3 protein-coding genes are annotated in these 2,606 nt (G+C 52.2%); all 3 read right to left on the bottom strand.

The annotated features are described in order from the left end of the window. Positions 1 to 211 precede the first annotated feature (211 nt). Positions 212 to 1,162: a thioredoxin-disulfide reductase gene (gene trxB, locus HMPREF1051_RS08885; protein WP_003767378.1), complete on the bottom strand. Its 951-nt coding sequence runs from the start codon at positions 1,160 to 1,162 to the stop codon at positions 212 to 214. Between the two features lie 374 nt (positions 1,163 to 1,536). Then, positions 1,537 to 2,091: a hypothetical protein gene (locus HMPREF1051_RS08880; RefSeq protein ID WP_003767382.1), complete on the bottom strand. Its 555-nt coding sequence runs from the start codon at positions 2,089 to 2,091 to the stop codon at positions 1,537 to 1,539. Positions 2,092 to 2,216: 125 nt separating this feature from the next. Next, positions 2,217 to 2,606 (bottom strand): hypothetical protein (locus tag HMPREF1051_RS08875; RefSeq protein ID WP_003767376.1); only part of this gene is annotated, 390 nt, incomplete at its 5' end.

The raw sequence follows: 2,606 nt of genomic DNA, 5'->3' as shown, positions 1-2,606 counted from the left end.
CAGCAGAACTCAGGCGTATGAGCGGGTTTGTTTTACGGCATGGGAAGTTTGTTATAGTGGATTAACTTTAAACCAGTACGGCATTGCCTCGCCTTAGCTCAAAGAGAACGATTCTCTAAGGTGCTGAAGCACCAAGTGAATCGGTTCCGTACTATCTGTACTGTCTGCGGCTTCGTCGCCTTGTCCTGATTTAAATTTAATCCACTATATTTTACAACCCTTGGCGGTCGAGCCAGCGTTCGGCATCCAGTGCGGCTTGGCAACCGGAAGCCGCGCTGGTGATGGCTTGGCGGTAGGTGTGGTCTTTAACATCACCTGCCGCCCATACGCCTTCGATATTGGTCGCGCCGACGTTGTCGCCCGTACCGCCTTTGGTTTTCAGGTAGCCGGTTTCATCCATATCGAGCTGGCCTTTGAAAATGTCGGTGTTGGGTTTATGGCCGATGGCGATGAAAACGCCTTTGACGGCAATATCTTCGGTGGTGCCGTCGTTGCGTTTCAGGCGAGCGCCGGTGACGCCGCCTTCGTCGCCCAAGACTTCTTCCAGATTGCTGTTGAGTTTGAGGATGATTTTGCCTTCTTCAACGCGCTGCATGAGTTTGTCCACCATGATTTTTTCGGCGCGGAAGCTGTCGCGGCGGTGGATCAGGGTAACGGTGTTGGCGATGTTGGCGAGGTAAAGGGCTTCCTCTACGGCAGTATTGCCGCCTCCGACGACGGCTACGTCTTGTTGTTTATAGAAGAAACCGTCACAGGTCGCGCAGGCGGATACGCCTTTGCCGGCAAAGGTTTCTTCACTGGGCAGCCCCAGATATTTGGCGGATGCGCCGGTGGCGACAATCAGGGCGTCGCAGGTGTATTCGCCCATGTCGCCTTTGAGGGTGAAGGGTCGGTTTTGCAAATCGACGGTGTGGATTTGGTCGAAAATCATTTCGGTGCCGAAGCGTTCGGCATGGGCAAGGAAGCGCGCCATCAGTTCCGGGCCTTGTACGCCTTCGGCGTCGGCGGGCCAGTTGTCGACTTCGGTGGTGGTCATCAGTTGTCCGCCCTGTTCGACGCCGGTAATGATGACGGGCTTGAGGTTGGCGCGGGCGGCATAGACGGCGGCGGTGTAGCCGGCAGGCCCTGAGCCGAGGATGATGAGTTTGTGATGGTTGCTCATGATGTTTTCCTTACTGAGAGATTGAGTGTGTTTCAGACGAGGTAGATTTTACTTGAAACTCAGGTCGTCTGAAAATGCAGATGCGCCCGCATTCCCCTTTTCTTTTGATAAAGGGTATTGACTGAAGGCATCTTGTATAGTGGATTAACTTTAAAGCAGTACGGCGTTGCCTCGCCTTGCCGTACTATCTGTACTGTCTGCGGCTTCGTCGCCTTGTCCTGATTTAAAGTTAATCCACTATATTTTATGGCTAGGGATAAACAAAGGTCGTCTGAATTTTCAGACGACCTTCATCTGTTTTAATCGGCAAATCTGCGAACTCTGTTATGCTGTCTTTCTCTGATCAGCAACCCGTTTAAAACAATCAAATGGCTTTAGCGGCGGCGGCCAAAACCGCGACTCATCGGGCGGCGATAATTGGACGGCTGCTGGGTTGTTTGACGGTAACGTTGCTGTTGCGCCGCCTGTTGTTGCGCAGGCAGGCTGCGGGTATTGAGTTGCTGGCTGGTACGGCTGTTGGGACGGGCCGTTTGATAATAATGGGCGCGTGCGCGTTGGGCAATCGGGCTGTTTTGATTACGCGCTTGTGTGAATTTGTTTGCCAACGCGTTACCGATGAATGCACCTGCCGCCGTGCCGACCAAGCTTTGGAGCAGCCAGCTGCCAGTGGATTGGTCGTAAATATATTGTTGTCCGTCTGTTCCGGTCACAGGCTGACCATTGTTGCCGTTGGCTTGCGCTTCGGCTGGAATGGTATCTTTCACACCTTCCGGCGTGAGTTGGTAAATCGTATTGTCTTGTTGTTGGGCAAGTTGCTGCTGAAGCGCTTCGATTTGTTTTTGCTGCTGCTCAAGCTGGGCTTGGGTATTGTCTTTGCAGGCAGCGAGAGCAAGTGAGGAAAGTGCGACTAAGGCAATGAGTTTTTTCATTTTTTTATCCTTTTTGAAGTGGTATTGTCTAAGCCGAGCGTTATCGGCAAACTGCGCGTCAATATACTGCGCCTTGCCGTGGAATATGGTGCAAATTTGATTTTTATCAAGTGCGTCAATATGGTTTACAAAGGCAGGCGGGGAAGTTTGGCTGCGAAAGCAAGGCTGTTGGCAATCAGGCTGCCATGGTTTTCCATTTCGTGTTCGGTTTCGACAATCAGCAAGTTGTCAGGACGGCGGGCATGCAGGCTCATATGCATTTGGGCGGGGGTAAATGGGAGATGGTGGCGTTTGGCAAACGCTTGGGCGCGTTGGTTGGCGGTTTTCAGCATAGGCAACAATGTGATATCCAGATGGAAACGGTGTACCCCCAATACCAAGATGCGTGCGGCAAAAAAGTCGGCTTCCTCTGTAAAGACAGCAGGGCTGTCTGCTTCAAAATCGTGCCTTTCGCCTGCAATCAAAGTGGCAACCATACGGATTTGCGGAATCAATGCCTCGCTGATCAGCGTATC

The organism is Neisseria sicca VK64 (genome assembly GCF_000260655.1).
Taxonomy (GTDB): domain Bacteria; phylum Pseudomonadota; class Gammaproteobacteria; order Burkholderiales; family Neisseriaceae; genus Neisseria; species Neisseria sicca_B.
Note: the sequence above shows the minus strand (reverse complement) of the source record. Positions and strands in the feature narration are given on the sequence as shown.

Bases quoted from the DNA above. Each gene is read 5' to 3' on its own strand.
- trxB (WP_003767378.1), bottom strand. From the start codon at position 1,162: ATGAGCAACCATCACAAACTCATCATCCTCGGCTCAGGGCCTGCCGGC.
- HMPREF1051_RS08880 (WP_003767382.1), bottom strand. From the start codon at position 2,091: ATGAAAAAACTCATTGCCTTAGTCGCACTTTCCTCACTTGCTCTCGCT.